The 15,103-nt window shown below is 49.3% G+C and carries 14 protein-coding genes; 4 read left to right on the plus strand and 10 right to left on the minus strand.

Annotated elements, in window-relative coordinates; all coding sequences use genetic code 11:
* Positions 1–10 precede the first annotated feature (10 nt).
* Positions 11–1,267 (minus strand): MFS transporter, encoded by a 1,257-nt coding sequence (locus tag OIN60_RS20060; RefSeq protein WP_305756649.1) that lies wholly within the window; start codon positions 1,265–1,267, stop codon positions 11–13.
* A gap of 130 nt (positions 1,268–1,397) precedes the next feature.
* Between OIN60_RS20060 and OIN60_RS20065 the strand changes: the two genes are divergently transcribed.
* Positions 1,398–1,658 carry a YqkE family protein gene (locus OIN60_RS20065; RefSeq protein ID WP_305756650.1) on the plus strand — a complete coding sequence of 87 codons (261 nt, stop codon included), beginning with the start codon at positions 1,398–1,400 and terminating at the stop codon, positions 1,656–1,658.
* A 73-nt stretch (positions 1,659–1,731) separates the two neighbouring features.
* On the opposite strand, the gene OIN60_RS20070 is transcribed toward OIN60_RS20065, so the two are convergent.
* Positions 1,732–1,857, minus strand: coding sequence for a hypothetical protein (locus OIN60_RS20070; protein WP_305756651.1), 126 nt, complete (start codon positions 1,855–1,857; stop codon positions 1,732–1,734).
* Positions 1,858–2,006: 149 nt separating this feature from the next.
* Between OIN60_RS20070 and OIN60_RS20075 the strand changes: the two genes are divergently transcribed.
* Entirely contained in the window at positions 2,007–2,735 is a 729-nt protein-coding gene (locus OIN60_RS20075; RefSeq protein ID WP_305756652.1) for a peptidylprolyl isomerase, read from the plus strand.
* An 84-nt stretch (positions 2,736–2,819) separates the two neighbouring features.
* Here OIN60_RS20075 and OIN60_RS20080 read toward each other — a convergent pair whose 3' ends face one another.
* The 8 genes from OIN60_RS20080 to OIN60_RS20115 all read right to left on the minus strand — a co-directional run bounded on the left by OIN60_RS20080 (position 2,820) and on the right by OIN60_RS20115 (position 13,425).
* Positions 2,820–4,211: a pectate lyase family protein gene (locus OIN60_RS20080; protein ID WP_305756759.1), complete on the minus strand. Its 1,392-nt coding sequence runs from the start codon at positions 4,209–4,211 to the stop codon at positions 2,820–2,822.
* Positions 4,212–4,606: 395 nt separating this feature from the next.
* Positions 4,607–5,344, minus strand: coding sequence for a trehalose operon repressor (gene treR / locus OIN60_RS20085; protein WP_305756653.1), 738 nt, complete (start codon positions 5,342–5,344; stop codon positions 4,607–4,609).
* 85 nt (positions 5,345–5,429) lie between these two features.
* A complete protein-coding gene (treP, locus tag OIN60_RS20090; protein ID WP_305756654.1) occupies positions 5,430–7,421 on the minus strand; it encodes a PTS system trehalose-specific EIIBC component in 1,992 nt (663 codons plus the stop codon).
* A 31-nt stretch (positions 7,422–7,452) separates the two neighbouring features.
* Positions 7,453–9,153, minus strand: coding sequence for an alpha,alpha-phosphotrehalase (gene treC / locus OIN60_RS20095; protein ID WP_305756655.1), 1,701 nt, complete (start codon positions 9,151–9,153; stop codon positions 7,453–7,455).
* 189 nt (positions 9,154–9,342) lie between these two features.
* A complete protein-coding gene (locus OIN60_RS20100; RefSeq protein ID WP_305756656.1) occupies positions 9,343–10,491 on the minus strand; it encodes an MFS transporter in 1,149 nt (382 codons plus the stop codon).
* A 34-nt stretch (positions 10,492–10,525) separates the two neighbouring features.
* Complete coding sequence (locus tag OIN60_RS20105; protein WP_370872574.1) at positions 10,526–11,086, minus strand: PadR family transcriptional regulator; 561 nt, start codon at positions 11,084–11,086, stop codon at positions 10,526–10,528.
* A gap of 174 nt (positions 11,087–11,260) precedes the next feature.
* Complete coding sequence (locus OIN60_RS20110; RefSeq protein ID WP_305756658.1) at positions 11,261–13,039, minus strand: BlaR1 family beta-lactam sensor/signal transducer; 1,779 nt, start codon at positions 13,037–13,039, stop codon at positions 11,261–11,263.
* Positions 13,036–13,425: a BlaI/MecI/CopY family transcriptional regulator gene (locus OIN60_RS20115; protein WP_305756659.1), complete on the minus strand. Its 390-nt coding sequence runs from the start codon at positions 13,423–13,425 to the stop codon at positions 13,036–13,038. Before OIN60_RS20115 ends, OIN60_RS20110 begins: the two co-directional genes overlap by 4 nt.
* 106 nt (positions 13,426–13,531) lie before the next feature.
* Here OIN60_RS20115 and OIN60_RS20120 point away from each other — a divergent pair, with 106 nt between their 5' ends.
* Positions 13,532–13,822 (plus strand): ArsR/SmtB family transcription factor, encoded by a 291-nt coding sequence (locus OIN60_RS20120; protein ID WP_095287432.1) that lies wholly within the window; start codon positions 13,532–13,534, stop codon positions 13,820–13,822.
* Positions 13,823–13,890: 68 nt separating this feature from the next.
* The gene (locus OIN60_RS20125) at positions 13,891–15,072 is read left to right on the plus strand and encodes an MFS transporter (protein WP_305756660.1); all 1,182 of its coding nucleotides are present in this window, start codon (positions 13,891–13,893) and stop codon (positions 15,070–15,072) included.
* The last annotated feature ends 31 nt before the right edge of the window (positions 15,073–15,103 follow it).

Below are 15,103 nucleotides of genomic sequence, written 5' to 3' on the forward strand. Positions count from 1 at the left end.
AATCCACAACTCAGTTGCGGTCCATAGGCCTGATCCGTCCTGCCGAGGAAGCGGCCGTCCGGGGGCCGGACGCCTTGCTCACTAGAGCCAGAATGCCCTTTCCCCTGAACCATAGCAGCAGTGCGGCTGCCAGCAGGGCAGCTCCGTTGATGACGAACACCCACTGAATATCCAGCAGATAGCCGAGCAAACCGCCAATGATCGGGCCCGCCATCATAGCGAGTTGTGATGAGGACTGGTTCAGGCTGAAGGCGCGGCCACGGAAATCCGGCTCCGTCACCTGCACGATCAACGCGTTAATTGCCGGGAGTACGGCGGCATAAAAGAGCCCGTAACCGAACCGGAGCATCCCGAAGCCGATAAAATCCGTTACAAAAAATTGCAGGATATTGCCGAGGCCCGAACCTACAAGTCCGATCAGGAGCACTTTGCCATAACCGATGCGGCCGCCGATTTTCCCCCAGCGTGGAGCCATCAGCACCGTGGCAATGCCAACCGCAGAGAAGACGATTCCCGAGGTCAGCGAGGCGCTGCTCCGGTCAACTCCCATCTCAAGCATATATACCGTAATGAGCGGCTCCAGGATCATCACCGAGAACGTGCTCAAAGCCACCAGGCCCAGCAGAATGACAAACGTCCGATTGGCGAAGGCCTGTCTCATATCATCCCTGACATGCGATCTGGCCGCCGAACGGTTGAAGTTCTGCTCCTTGGCTCCGAACGTCCCGATCAGGGCCGCAATCAGCACCACCGCCGCCGAGAAAAGAAAAGCATTCCGGTTACCATAATAATGGCTCACCACCCCGCCGATGAGTGGGCCTATAATACTGCCCGTTGCGCCGGATGTCGCCATAACGCTCAAGGCATAACCTGTTTTCTCCTCAGGCGTATTCGTGGCAATAAGCGCGATCGACGCCGGAACAAACCCGGCCAGCAGCCCCTGCAGCACCCGTACAACCAGGAAGGTGTAAGGATCAACCACGAAATAGCTCAACAAATAAAGCGCCGCCAAGCTGAAACCCGAGCGGATCAGCATCGGCTTGCGCCCGTATTTGTCAGACAAAGATCCCCAATAAGGAGCTATAAGAGCACTTGCCAGAAATGTAATGCCAAAGGCAATGCCTGACCAGATCTCCAGACGGTCCGTCACACCCAAATCTGCACTCATGAAAATCGGCAGGAACGGGATCGAGATAGAGTAGGCGGTGCTGCAGAAAAACACCCCCGTCCACAATACCGCAAGATTGCGCTTCCAAGAATATGCCATGTTCACACGTCCTTTCCGTTGCCTTCCATTCTACGCCTGTTTCCGGAATTGTCCAACGTCTGACACCTCTTCCAGACTTGGAACGGCAGCCGGCAAGCTGTTATAATCAGGGAGAATGGAGATGAGATAAATGGCTAAGAAAAGAAAATCAGCGGCTCCCGCTCCAGCCGCACAAGACAAACCCGCTACTCTGAAGGACCTGCTCAGCAGCGATGTGCTCGAGAAATTGAAAGCCCAAGCGAATGAAGCCCAAGCGGAGCAGGAGAGGCGCCAGGAAGAAGAACGGGCAAAGGCGATTGCGGCACGCAAAGCCGAACAGAAGCGGCTAGACAATGATTTCGAGTATCTGCTGAACAACAGCAGCATGGACTGGAAAAAACACAAGAAATAATCCTATCGATGTAAAATTGGGAATTTGGGGACAACAGCAATGGAGGAATGGTTCGTTCTCATCTATGATGCGCTTACATAATAAGCTGCAGCCATTCCTTCACGTGCTTGAACCAATACAGAACCACAATCCAGCCCGGCAGACTGAACAGGATTCCCCATATCAGACCTTTAATCAGCTTTGTATTGATGTCCATCATTCACTGCCCCTTTTCTTTGGGAATAGCAGCAGTATGGTCAAGAGACGGGATTTTCAACCCGGATTTTCTCGCTCCTACACTTTAGGGTATGATAGAAAATGAAAAAGTTATCTGCCAACTCAGATGAAATCGAACCGGAGGTCATAGTTATGATGAAAAAAATAATGCAGCGTCCGCTGCTGCTGAGCTTGTTCGCCCTACTGCTGATCGTGGTGGCCGGATGCGGCACGAAGCCAGCAGGCAGTGCCCAGACAGATCAAGCGCAAACCCAGAGCGGAAGCGGCCAAACCGCCGCCGGTGCTGAGCAGGATTCTTCCGCACCATCCGGCACCGGCGACGTGGATACGAGCGGAACCACTTCCCACCCTATAGTGACGATCGAAATGGACAGCGGCAAGACGATTAAGCTTGAGCTGTACCCGGAGGTGGCCCCGAATACGGTGAACAACTTCATTTCGCTTGTGAAAAACGGATTTTATGACGGCACCACCTTTCACCGTGTCATTCCAGGCTTCATGATTCAGGGCGGCGACCCTGACGGGAACGGCACCGGAGGTCCGGGCTATGGTATTAAGGGCGAGTTTAAAACCAACGGCGTTAAAAATAATTTGCTGCATACGACCGGCGTGCTGTCTATGGCCCGTGCGGCCGATCTCGATTCGGCGGGCTCCCAATTCTTCATCATGGTTGCGGATGCGCCAAGCCTTGACGGCCAATACGCCGCCTTCGGCAAAGTCATCGAAGGAATGGACGTTGTGAATGAAATCGTGAACCTGCCGCGTGACGCAAACGACAAGCCGGAAAATCCGCCGGTGATGAAGAAGGTTACTGTGGATACACTAGGCAAAGAATATCCAGAGCCTGAAAAAGTTCAATAAAATCCGAACAACAAATAAACAAGCCTTGGTCCGGTTGAATACCACCGAATCAAGGCTTGTTTGTGCGTTCATTACCAATAAAGATTAATACTTCGTGATCAGCCAATTGGGTTTAGCCCAGCTTAATTTACCGGCTCCGGCTCCATCCGAAGCGGTCAGGCGGCTGCTTAACGTTGCCGGATCATCCGCTGCATAGCTGTACGGCAGCGAGCTAAACCCGTTCCAGGAGAAATCCAAGGCTGCCGCCGGGTAAGGTGCCAATGGGCTGCCCTGCGTATCGCTGTCCCCCCGGAAGGTCGTGCCGTTAGCTGTATAGATCGTGTCTACAGCTTTGATTTTGCCTGTATATTTTGCATTATTCGCATCTTTCTGATTGTTGCGTATTGGGGAAGCAACGTCGATAATTTCCGATTTTTCAACCAGCACAGCTCCGTTTTCCGTAGAAATCGCGCCGTTGCTGATCACATCAAAATGATAGCCTTTAGATGAAATCGCCGTTTGCATAGCAGGCGTAATTTTGTTCTTTGCTGCAGCAAGCTGTGTATTGTCCATGACAATATTGTAAGCATGCACATTGCCACCGCGCAGTCGGGGCATACGGTCCATGATGTTGAGATAGTAGTTGTGATGCAGGGTTACTTCAAGATCGGCATTATCTGCGGCAAACTCGGTTGCGCCGACCAGATGCATTTTTTTCTGGCCCGCTATGATGGCGATAATATCCTCCTTGCTCAGTCCGACCGCACTGCTTCTAAGGTAGGCGTACATCGGGTAGGCAGATTTATTCGCTTCCATGACATTCATCTGCTGTGTCACCCAACTGTTTGCGCTTTGATCGTCCCCTCGGAAATAAGACCAGGAAATGGTTACCCCATTGCTTCCCTTCTTCACGTCAATGACACCGTCGTAAGCTTGATTGAAGGTGCAATGATCAATCCAGACTTTGGAGCTTGCGCCTTCAACGGTGATATAATCCCAGTCATTCTTATCATAATCGCCCTTGGTCGCTTCATCCCATTCCCAAAGCTCGTCAAATTCGAGATTACGGATGACCAGATTGGAGCTTCTTTTAATCGTAATCCCCGCATGCTTGATTTTGGCACCATTTGCCGAGAAGATAGTCAGCCCGTCGAAGCCGTCGATGGTGATCTTACTGACACCCGTCTCTTTAAGTACCGGATGAGTGAGTGGCGGGTTATGCTTAGCAAAGGGCGAGGTTTGGGCCGCTGCTGGAATCTCGTTCCAGCCCAGATCAAGATCGTTCATAATTTCAATAACTTTCACTGTTGAACCCTTTTTCAACGCTTGCGCCAAATCCGTAGCTGAATAGACTTTTGCGTAACGTGAATCGGATTCGGCAATATTTCCGCTCCCTGTATTACCGTAAGCAAAACCCGTCAGATCATACTGGCTGTTGATGCTCGCTGCTGCCTCCAGCTCGCTTCCATTCTCAACATTGCCACTGAACGACGCGATGCCTTCGGCATGAGCTTGCCCTCTTAACGACGGAGACAAAGCCAGAACCAGCACACCACAAAGCAATGTAGAACCGATCTTCCTCCTCCATATTTGCCGCTTCACTTTACGATCTCCTCCTCCACAAAATTTTGGGATTTGATTAAACCGGCAATATGGTTTCTGATAATCTCCACATTTAGTATGTTATATCTCTCAAAATATCACAGGATAAAAGAAGTATGAATGGGTAATTTTTCCTGGTTCTGAGATTGTTTTTGCTCATATATCAATTTTTAGACAAAAATTCCCTCCGGCTTCAATGCCCGAGTTCATTTTCATGATCTCAGCTCGCTATCCGCCGTGAGGGGATTCCCATTCATGCCGGGAAACCGGCTATTCGTGATTCGGCTAACTTAATTCTGATTCGGATCCTCTCCGTGCACCCGCCGGGCAAAGTCTACAAACTGGAATTTGTCGAGACGGTGCCGGGATTCGGTATATTGGAACTGGGTCGTGTCTTCAAGATAGACATAATTGCGAACGACGACGATATGCCGGTAGTCATGTAGATCCAGCAGACGGCGGTCCTCTTCGGTCACTTCCTCGACGGAAATTTCCTTCTTGGCATAGCTGATCTTCAACTGCAGATCCCGCTCCAGATATTCATAGATGGAATGGCTGGCAATTTCCTTGTCCAGCGACTCAACAACCGAAGACAGGAAAAAATCCTTGTCCAGAATGATCCGTTCCCCTTTAATCTCTCTCGACCTTACCACCTTCCAAACGGGCTCACCTGCAGCAATCTGCAACTGTCTCGCCAATTCCGAAGATGCGGGTATAAGCTTGACCTCATACACATGCGTCTTTGTGCTTGAGCCGATTATTTCCGACATTTCCTTGAAAGATATAAGTCCTGTAACGGAAAATTTCATCCGTCCTATATCCAGTACAAAAGAGCCTTTACCCTTGACCTTGTGAATATATCCGTTCTGGGCCAACAGATTCAGGGCTTTGCGCACAGTTTCCCGCGAAGTGTCGTACTCAGCGGTGATATCATGCTCCGAGGGCAGCTTCGTACCGGGCGCCAGCCGCCCGGCCTGGATCTGCTCCGAATAATCATTAAAAATTTGCAAGTAGATGTTCCTATTCAATGTCATCACCGCATTCATTTTAACATGAGCATTTTGCACAATCCAGCTTCCGGCTCATTCCCTTGGACTGCCCTCTACAAGGCTTCTACCCTTTCAGATGAACTTTAAGCACGATATCCTGACCGCTTCGAACCTCACCCTGTGCGATTTGCTCCACCCGTTCAATCCGTTCCTGGCCGCCAGCCAGAATAATCGGCGTAATCAACGGATGTCCGGCTGCGCGAATCCGTTCGCGGTCAAACTCCAGCAGCAGTTGGCCGGCTTTTACCACATCGCCCTCCTGAACGTGGACGGTATAACCGCTGCCTTTTAAAGACACCGTATTGATTCCGACATGAATAAGAATCTGAACTCCAGAGACATGCTCCAGCATCACGGCATGTTTGCTCTTGATCACATGGGCCACCACACCGTCGAACGGAGCCGTGATTTTGCCCTCGGCCGGTTCCACGGCAATTCCCTGACCCATGGCACCGCTTGAAAAAGCGGGGTCAGGCACTTCCGACAGCTCCACCGTTTTGCCCGTTAACGGAGACTTGATTTCCAGAAAGAGCTCCTTGTTGTCTGCGCTTTCAGAAACCGCCGGGTACTCTTGTTCAACAATCGTTTCAGAACGTTCGGCAGCTTCCGGTTCGGTATTGAAGCTATTATCCACATTGCCGATTGTCTTGCGGTTCGTCCACTTGCCATAAAGCAATGTCGCTGTGAACGGAATGATCAATACAATGGCCATGCCCAGGAAGAATACACCCCACTGGTTAGGATAGATGGACAGAAAGCCGGGAATACCGCCAACGCCAACGGAGGACGCAAGCACGCCATTCACCGTCAGTAAAACGCCAGCTATAGCGGAGCCGATCATACCAAAGACGAACGGAAATTTGTATCGTACATTGACACCAAAGATAGCAGGCTCCGTAACGCCCAGAAAAGCAGAGACCGAAGACGTTACTGCAAGACCTTTGCTTTTCTTTTGCTTAAATACGAGCAGCATGCCCAGTGCGGCTGCACCCTGTGCGATATTGGATAGCGCCAGCATCGGCCATAGGAAGGTGCCGCCCTGGGAAGCGATCAGTTGTACATCCACCGCCAGAAAGGTATGATGCATGCCGGTAATAACAAGCAGCGCATACAGCCCGCCATAGATCAGCCCGCCAAGCGCAGGAGCCAGTCCGAAAATATAAACCAGCCCGGACGTAATCGCGTTGCCGATGGCAAACGTAACCGGTCCGATTACGGTAAAAGCCAGAAAGCCTGTAATTAAAAGCGTTATGGGAGCAACGATCAGCAGCTTGAACGCGTCAGCCACCCTTTTATTCATGAATGCTTCAATCTTGGCCAGGATATAAGCCGAAACCAGCACAGGCAGCACCTGGCCCTGGTAACCGATCTTCTCCACCTCCCAGCCGAACAGGTTCCATACAGGAACGGTTCCGTTCGTCTTCGCTTCAGCATAACCGTAGCCGCTTAACAGGTCGGGGTGGACGAGAATCAGCCCAAGCACGATGCCAAGCAGCGGGCTGCCGCCAAAACGGGTCACGGCAGACCAGCCTATTAAGGCCGGCAGGAAGGTAAACGCCGTGCTTGCAATCGTATTAATGATGGAGGCGAAATCCTTCCATTGCGGATAGACCTGCACCAGCGATTGCCCGTCGAAGAAAATGCCCGGCCCAGTCAAAATATTGTTAATCCCGAGCAGCAGACCGGCGGTCACGATCGCTGGCAGAATAGGAATAAAAATATCTGCCAGCGCTTTGATCGCCCGCTGAATCGGATTTTGCTTTTTGCTTGCAATCTCCTTCAGCTCATCCTTGGTGACCCGCTGCCCACCGGTGATCTTCATCATCTCGTCATACACTTTATCGACAAGACCAGGCCCAATAATCACCTGGAATTGCCCCTGGGTAGAGAAATGCCCTTTGACCAGCTCATTGCTTTCAAGCGCGGCTTCATCCACCTTGCTTTCATCCTGCAGCGAAAATCTGAGCCGGGTAACACAATGCGTGGCTGCTTCGATGTTTTCTTTGCCACCGACAGCCTGAATGATCAGCTCTACATCCTTCTTGTTCATCGCCATGTTACTCTCTCCTCTGAATTAACATCAATGCTTAACGGATAATCCACATAAAAGAAGCGTACGGGCTCAGCTCCAACTGCTGCTGCAGTTCAGGCTCAGCGTCTGTGTTGCCAAGCAATAGTTTAGCAGGTGTGTCTTTGATCATAGTCCAAAAATGATCCGGGAGCCTAAATGCAGCCTCGTCCGCACTGAAATTGGAAATGACAAACAGCATTTCGCTGGCATTCCTGCGGCTGTAAGCAAAAATTTGGGGATGTTCTTCGTCAAGCCGCTCAAAACTCCCATCCGTAAACACCTGAATCTGCTTGCGCAGCGCTATCAATTTACGATAATGCTGGTACACCGATTTCGGATCCGATAATTGCTGCTTCACATGGAGGGAACGGTACCGCTCATCCACCTTGATCCAGGGAGTTCCACTCGTGAAGCCGGCCTGCGGGCTGTCGTCCCACAGCATCGGAGTTCTGGAATTGTCTCTTGAGCGCTCCTTGATGATAGCAAAGGCTTCCTCGGCTGCTTTGCCCCGTTCCTGTAAAATCCGGTACATATTTTGGGATTCGATGTCCCTGATTTCATCGATGCTGTGCCACTGCGGATTCGGCATGCCGATTTCTTCCCCCTGATAAACGTAAGGAGTACCTTGCAAACCATGAAGGGTCGTTGCCAGCAGCTTGGCGCTTTCAGCCAGATAAGGACCATCATTGAGGAAGCGGGATACGGCGCGTGGCTGGTCGTGATTGTTGAAGAATAAGGCATTCCAGCCGCCGCCCTCCTGCATGCCCAGCTGCCACTGGGACAGCAGCTTTTTCAACTGCTCAAAATCATAAGGCATAAGCTCCCATTTATTATTATTCGGATAATCCACCTTCAGATGATGAAAGTTAAAGGTCATGGAAAACTCCTTTTCATCCGGGTTGGAATACCGTATGCAGTTCTCCAGCGTTGTAGAAGACATCTCTCCGACCGTCACCATATGATGTGGAGCGAATATCTTCTCGTGAAGCTCCTTCACAAACTCGTGAACACGCGGCCCGTCCGTATAATAGACACGCCCGTCTGCTGGCTGGCTCGCACCTTCATCATTAGGAAACTGCTGATTTTTGGAGATCAGGTTGATGACATCCAATCTGAAACCGCTAACACCTTTCTCCGCCCAAAAGGTCATCATCTTGATAACATCTTCCCTAACCTTGTCATTCTCCCAGTTCAGGTCAGCCTGGGTCTTGTCAAACAGCGTGAGAAAATATTGCCCCGTGGTCTCGTCATACTGCCAGGCCGGTCCGCCAAATTTGGACTGCCAGTTATTCGGAGGTCCGCCATCAGGCGCCGGATCCCGCCAAATATAATAGTCTCTGTACGGGTTATCCCTCGATTGTCTGGCTTTCTTGAACCATTCATGCTCCGTCGAGGAGTGATTGACCACAATATCAATCATGAGATGCATCCCGCGCCTCCTAATCTCACGAACCAATTCGTCAAAGTCCTCCATCGTACCAAAATCGGGGTTGATGCTGTAATAATCCGCCACGTCGTAACCGTTATCATTTTGCGGGCTGACATAAACCGGCTGCAGCCAGACGATATCGATCCCGAGATCCTTTAAATAATCCAGCTTGCTGGTCAGGCCCTTGATATCCCCTGAGCCCGAACCGGTCGTATCCTTGAAGCTCTTCGGATATACCTGATACACCGTAAGCTTTCTCCACCAGTCCTGTTCCTTCATCCTGCTCATATGAAATGCCTCCAAAATTCAGTAATAAAAAATGAAATCCAGCCAAATAACCTGTATATACAAGCAAGTTGATTCTATACCTGTATATACAAGTTGTCAATCTTTTTTCTTCCCCTTTTCAGGAAACAAATGGATACAAAAGAGCCGCTCCACAGCGGCTCCCTTCTCCCCAAATGTATAAATTCCTGTTTAACCCGCTTGCTTCTGTTTTCCTGATTTCAATGATTGCATGATGATAAATAACAGCACGGATACAGCCACGGATGCTGCACAAACTGCGAACAGTACAGAATAGCCCATAAGCTGGGACACCCATCCGAGAATAATAGCTCCCAGCCCAATGCCAAGATCGAACGCTGTCATAAACGAGGCGTTAGCCACTCCCTTTTTGTGCGGAGGAACAAGCCGCAAATTCAACACCTGCAGCGCCGGCTGTGCAGCACCGAAGCCGATCCCGTAAAGAACAGCAGCAATCATCACAGACAATAAGCCACCCGCGAAGCTTAGGATCACCAGCGACAATATCGTCACAATCAGCGCCGGCACGATCACGTACCTCTCGCCGATCCGGTCGGACAGCTTCCCTGCTATCGGCCTTACTAACGTTAATGAAATAGCATAAACCAGAAAGAATGTACCCGGGTTGACCTGGATCGATTCCGAGAAGAGAGGTAAAAAGGTGGTGATTCCCCCATAAGCCACAGCCAGAAAGAAAAGGCAGACCGTCACAGGCAAAACCGATTTATCGAACATTTCTATTTTCCCGCCTGCTTTTTTGGGCTGGAACGGGATCCGGACAGGAGCAACCAGCAAGAACGCCACGACGGACAGTCCTGTTGCAGCCAAAAAAAGCGCGTGAAACGATCCGTTGTCCAACATCCACACACCCAGCATAGGTCCTGTGGCCATAGCCAAGGTCATCGCCATCCCGAACCATCCCATGCCTTCTCCCCTGCGTGATTCCGGAATCACGTCCGTAACGGAAGTGCTGACAGCCGTTGTTGTGAACGCCCAGCTCGCACCATGCAGTACCCGAAGCGCAAACAGGCTCAGCAGGCCGCCCACCCAATCGTAAAGATACATAGACAGGATGAATACCAGAAATCCGCCGAGCATAAACGGCCTTCTGCCGTAGCGGTCAAGCAATCCGCCCACAAGCGGGCGAAACAATACCGCAGTTATCGTAAAAGCGCCGGCAGCAGCACCAATCTGCGCTTCGTTTCCCCCGATTTCTTTAATGAAAAGCGGCAGCGTAGGCAGCAGCAAATAAAACCCCATAAACAGCATTAACATAGATAATGTCATTTGGATAAAGGACTTCGTCCATATGCGCTCCATTGTATCCTCCTTGCGGGCACCATTCAGCAGGCCGTTAGTCTTCCTGCGCCTGGACCCGTTCTATTTCTTCCTTAACCCACTGCATTTCCGTCTCCGCCAGCCGTTTGCGATGGTCGAACACCCTTAATAGCTGAACACGCTGCTTCTCCGGCTCCGGCTTGTTCGTCTGCAGGTAAAACTCGAAGTCTGATACCGTTTTAAGGCTCTTCACCAGAAGCTGCAAATATTGATTCAGACATTCTATGCGAAGCTCTTGGGTTACATACTGAAAATAGACCATTTTGAAACGGAAGGTGTACTGTGTCTCGATATCCCAATTGGAATCGAACGGTGACGCCATAAGCTCCACGAAACGTTCAGCTCCCGCGTTTGTAATCTCGTATATTTTTCTTGTCCGTCCCCCTTTCGTTTCCTCCTCCACACGCAGATGGATCCAGCCGGCATCCGTCATACGGGACAGGAGAGGATAGAGCGTTCCCGAGCTGATCTTCCGTCCAAGCCCGACGGAGTTCTTTAGAACGTCCTGCAGCATGTAGCCGTGCTTCTCGCCAGTCATCAACTCTCCCAGGATAAACAATTCGTACAATGCATTCACAACCATTCTATATATGTCTTTTCGATATATATTATATGTCGATTCGATATATGTGTCTATATCTTTATTATGATTCGGCCAAAAAAATACCGCAGTCCACAACGCCGAAATTCAACGCTAGACTGCGGTATTGGCTCACTTCCATCTCTACGGCTAACACCTGAGCTCATTTTCTTAAAAAATCCCTTTATCCTTTAATATAGCCAGGCTAATCTCTGCTGCCCTGCTTCCACTGGCCTGTTTTTCATTTTGCATATTCGCCGCAAAAATATACGTTCTGCCTCCGTTTTCCACATAACCTATGAACCAGCCATTGATATCTTGGTGGCTCACCGTACCTGTGCCTGTTTTCCCGGATAAAACGGCTCCATCTTTTTGCTTTAAGCGGATGGCGGCTTTGACTGCACTAACATGACGCTCATCAAATCCAAATTCATTGTTGTATAAAGCCGTTAACAGCTGAACCTGCTCTACAGGAGAGATTTTCAACGAGGATTCCAGCCAAAACTCCCCCATTCCTCCAGACAGATTCAGATTGCCGTAACCGATCTGCTGCAAATACATCTGCAGGCGCTCCTGCCCCACCTTCCTATCGATTTCCTGGAAATACCAGTTCACCGAGCTTTTCAGCGCTGAATTTAAATCCTGGTCCCTGTTCCAGGAACTAAAAGGATAGGACTTCCCGTCCCAAGGCAGGGTGGATTTTTCAGTCGTGATCACATTCATCTCCAGTCCAAACAGCGAGCTGTAAATTTTATAAGTGGAGTCCGGGGAAACTCTGGTTTCACTCTTGTCTTTATTGTAGATTTCATAGCTATCGGCCCGCATATCATACAACACAAAGCTGCCGTCAGTATCACCAAAATACCGCCCAAGATCCTCATACACCACACGCTCGCTGTTCCATTCATAACGGTCATCATCCTGCGCCATGACGGATACGAATGGAAACTGGGCCATGATCACAAGCCCCACCATCACAAAGATTGCGAAGCCCTTCAGCTTCTGCAGCCTGGTTTCCGTTTTGAAAGCGGCGATTCTTATAATACGTTCTTTGATCTGCTCCTTCGGGCCTGCCAGGGAGCTGGCCAGCACAGCATTTCCAGAGGCTGCTGAAGTCTTCAGAAAATGAATAATGGTATTGCCATACTCGCCGTAGCATTCAGGATCAAGTGACTGCAAAACAGCGGTATCACAGGCGATCTCCCGGTCCAGCCTCATCTCGCGGAAAGCGATCCAGACCAGCGGATTAAACCAATAAACCACTTGAAAAATCAATGTGAAATAGTTCATCACCATATCTTTGTTTTTATAATGATGCAGTTCATGCAGGATAATATATTTCATATCTTTTGCGGATAACCAGGTATCCGAGGATTCAGGGAAAACGACATAGGTGCGCAATAAGCCAAACGTCATTGGAGATGAGACAAGTGGAGACTCACCCAAAATAATGTTGCCAGAGATTTTTAACTCCCGCTTGCACTGCTCGAACAAATTTATAATTTCCGAATTCTCCATGGCGGACGTTGTATTTTGAATCAACCACAGCTTGCGCCAGCCGTGTAGGGCCACACCGGTCAAAACCAGCACTCCCACCGCCCATATCACGGCAATCACATGGTTCAGAAAAGCCGGCGAGGTGCGCTGAACAGACAGTGAAATGTCCTGCAGCCAGTTTACGCTGTCCGCAGTTCGGTCTGGAGCTTCACCGCCGGTGGCACTATGCACCAGGCTTGCCGGGTCGGTCGTAAATAAAGCCGTAACATGATCGCCAAAGCCAAAGAGATGCTGAGGAATGAACGGCAGCGTCAATGCAATGAACAGCAAAGACCACAGATTGTACCGCCACCTGGCTGACAACTGCTTTTTGAAAACGTTCCTTATGGCAAGCACAAGCCCGACGGACAGGGAGGATACGGCGAACATGATCAACAAATAGGAAAGGCTCATGACCCGTCTCCTTTTTTAAATCGATCATCCAAAATCTTGCGCAGCTCATCGATATCCTCTTTGGACATTTGATCATGCTCCAGAAAATTCAGCACCATGGAATTCAAGGTTCCATTGTAAAAACGGTTAAGAAAGCTTTTGCTCTCGTGCTCGATATATTCGTCTTCCTGAATCAAGGGCGTATATACAAAAACACGGCTTTCTTTTTTATAGGTCAGCGCCTTTTTCTTAACCAGCCGGAGCAGCAGGGTTTGAATCGTCTTCGGACTCCATGTGCTCGTCTTGACAAGCTTTTCAATCACTTCATTCGTGCTGATCGGCGCATGATTCCAAATCACTTTCATGACTTCGAACTCGGCTTCCGAGATTTGCGGCAATTCTTTCATTACAGGAACCTCCATCGAAAAGTTTAAGCTTGATCTATTATATAACGCCTTCCTCTTCATTTCACTTAAGGCTTGATTTGTGGCGATATCTTAGTACAATGGTTTTATGACTACTCAAAAAATAATAAATGACGAGCTCCGAGTCAAAATATTTAAGGCATTAGCGGATGAAACAAGATTGGACATCATACGGGCTCTGTACACCAGCAGAAAGGAGATGAATTGTGGAGAAGTAGGAGACATTCGCGATACTACGAAATCGAATACTTCGTATCACTTGCGTGCTTTAAAGGAGGCGAAATTGATCAAGGTACGAAAAGAAGCTCAAGCGAAGTATATGAGTATCGATTTAGAGACGTTTCAAACTTACTTACCTGGATTTCTGGATACGTTGTAGACGGAAATTTTTTTCTTCATTAGTTCAATAGTTTTTGAACTTTATAACTATTAAAAAGGGTGAATAACATGTTTAGATTAACGACCTTGTTCTTCCTAGTCATGTTTGTGATCGGCACGGATACTTTTTTGATTTCTCCGCTCATCCCCACGCTTCAAAATATGTTTCATATTCCGACCGAATATGCGGGTTGGATGGTAGGAGCCTATGCTTTAGGTTATGCCCTATTTGCACTGATTGCCGGACCTCTTTCCGATGGTTGGGACCGCAAAAAGGTCATGCTCTCCGGCATGGTCTGTTTCGCGGTTTCGACCATGTTATGCGGCTTTGCCACAGGGTTTGGGTCGATGTTCTTATTCCGGTTCTTGGCCGGAGTCAGCGCTGCATTTACGGCGCCTCAAGTCTGGGCCTCGATCCCTGCCCTGTTCCCGCCATCCAAAATCGCCAAAGTATCAGGAATCGTCATGGCAGGCTTGGCTGCATCCCAAGCGTTCGGCATCCCTATTGGAAGCCTGCTTGCCTCCACCCATTGGTCTTATCCCTTTTTCACCATCGGAGCATGTGCATTATTGGTCGCGGTATTTATCTTCTATGCTTTACCCGCAATGAAACCGAATCAAGACCCACAAACCAAGAATCCGATTTTCAGCAGATACCTCCCTCTATTGAACAGCCCATTGGCGAGAAGGGCCTTCCTCGCTCATTTCTTATTTCAAGGCGGATTCTTTGCTGCCTTTTCTTTCATTGGAAAATGGGTGACAGACCGCTTTCACCTTTCAATTGATCAAGCAGGGTATGTCATGTTTTTTCTTGGTCTCGGGAATATAGTCGGGAGCTTCGGCGGTGCCTATGTGATCCAAAAATTAAACCGTTTCAATACGCTGGTTGCGGGTTTTCTTGTCTCTATCGCATGTTTCATTGTTTTGCCTCACTTGCCATCGGTTGCGGCCTTCGAAGGTGTTTACTTTTTCATATTCGTTAACATGGGAATCGCTTTTCCACTCATATTGGGAATGTTGAATTCATTAAATCCGACCATCCGCGGCACGATCTCCAGCTTGGCCAACTCGATCATGTACGCTGCGACAACGCTCGGTTCTTGGATCGCTGGTCTGCTTTACGCGACTTTTAACGGTTTTTCCAGCGTGGGTTTGTTTGCGGCTGCTTGCTTTGCCGGTTCGTTATTATGTTTTATATTCAGCGGTATTGTGAACAATCAAGCCCAAGCCAAGAAGGAGCTTGCATCATAAAGGCCTTCCCACTGTCCAAAATATCACCTTG

The organism is Paenibacillus zeirhizosphaerae (genome assembly GCF_030705605.1).
GTDB classification, from domain to species: Bacteria; Bacillota; Bacilli; order Paenibacillales; family Paenibacillaceae; genus Paenibacillus; species Paenibacillus zeirhizosphaerae.

Excerpts from the sequence above, each read along its gene's own strand:
- treC (WP_305756655.1), bottom strand. The coding sequence starts at position 9,153 with ATGAGCAGGATGAAGGAACAGGACTGGTGGAGAAAGCTTACGGTGTAT.
- OIN60_RS20100 (WP_305756656.1), bottom strand. The coding sequence starts at position 10,491 with ATGGAGCGCATATGGACGAAGTCCTTTATCCAAATGACATTATCTATG.
- OIN60_RS20060 (WP_305756649.1), bottom strand. The coding sequence starts at position 1,267 with ATGGCATATTCTTGGAAGCGCAATCTTGCGGTATTGTGGACGGGGGTG.
- OIN60_RS20075 (WP_305756652.1), top strand. The coding sequence starts at position 2,007 with ATGATGAAAAAAATAATGCAGCGTCCGCTGCTGCTGAGCTTGTTCGCC.
- OIN60_RS20110 (WP_305756658.1), bottom strand. The coding sequence starts at position 13,039 with ATGAGCCTTTCCTATTTGTTGATCATGTTCGCCGTATCCTCCCTGTCC.
- OIN60_RS20125 (WP_305756660.1), top strand. The coding sequence starts at position 13,891 with ATGTTTAGATTAACGACCTTGTTCTTCCTAGTCATGTTTGTGATCGGC.
- OIN60_RS20115 (WP_305756659.1), bottom strand. The coding sequence starts at position 13,425 with ATGAAAGAATTGCCGCAAATCTCGGAAGCCGAGTTCGAAGTCATGAAA.
- treP (WP_305756654.1), bottom strand. The coding sequence starts at position 7,421 with ATGGCGATGAACAAGAAGGATGTAGAGCTGATCATTCAGGCTGTCGGT.
- OIN60_RS20065 (WP_305756650.1), top strand. The coding sequence starts at position 1,398 with ATGGCTAAGAAAAGAAAATCAGCGGCTCCCGCTCCAGCCGCACAAGAC.
- OIN60_RS20070 (WP_305756651.1), bottom strand. The coding sequence starts at position 1,857 with ATGATGGACATCAATACAAAGCTGATTAAAGGTCTGATATGGGGAATC.
- OIN60_RS20120 (WP_095287432.1), top strand. The coding sequence starts at position 13,532 with ATGACTACTCAAAAAATAATAAATGACGAGCTCCGAGTCAAAATATTT.